Annotated in this window: 1 protein-coding gene and 1 pseudogene; both read right to left on the bottom strand. The window is 71.8% G+C overall.

What is annotated here, in order from left to right; all coding sequences use genetic code 11:
• A pseudogene (locus tag AC1DWF_RS38425) lies at nucleotides 1-119 on the bottom strand (CheR family methyltransferase); the annotation flags it as partial.
• A partial coding sequence (locus AC1DWF_RS38420) for a CheB methylesterase domain-containing protein (RefSeq protein WP_476843641.1) occupies nucleotides 116-525 on the bottom strand: 410 nt, incomplete at its 5' end. The pseudogene AC1DWF_RS38425 and the gene AC1DWF_RS38420, both read right to left, overlap by 4 nt.

Genomic DNA, 525 nt, shown 5'->3' with positions numbered 1-525 from the left:
GCCAAGCGCCGCTCGATGTAGTAGCGCTTGCTCTCGCCGAAGAGCATGCCCGTCTCGCGGTAGAGGAAGGCACAGAGGCGCTGCAGCTCCGCCGCGCTCAGGAGAAGGTTCTCGCTCATGCCGTGGCCACGAGGTGGATGATGCGCGAAGCGATCTCCTCCAGCGGCAGGACGAGGTCCGCCCCACCGGCGCGGACGAGTTCCCCGGGCATGCCCCAGACCACCGCCGTCTCGGCGGATTCCGCGATAGTGCGGCCGCCGGCCGCGCGCAGCGCCGCCATGGTCGCCGCGCCGTCATGGCCCATCCCGGTCATCAGCACGCCGATCAGCCGCTCGGGCGCGAGATGGACGAGCGCGCTCGCCATCAGCCGGTCCACGCTGGGATGCCAGCGATGCTCCGCGCTGGACGGCGTCGGCAGCACGATGGGCCCGGCGGCACGCAGGCTGACGGTCATGTCGGCATCGCCGCGGGCGATGTAGATGGCGCCCACGGCGATGGGCGTGGGCCGCACGACCTCCGTCACGC

It is taken from the genome of Aminobacter sp. P4_D5, from assembly GCF_056401815.1.
The sequence above is the reverse complement of the archived record's forward strand: the minus strand, read 5'-3'. Positions and strand labels throughout refer to the sequence as shown.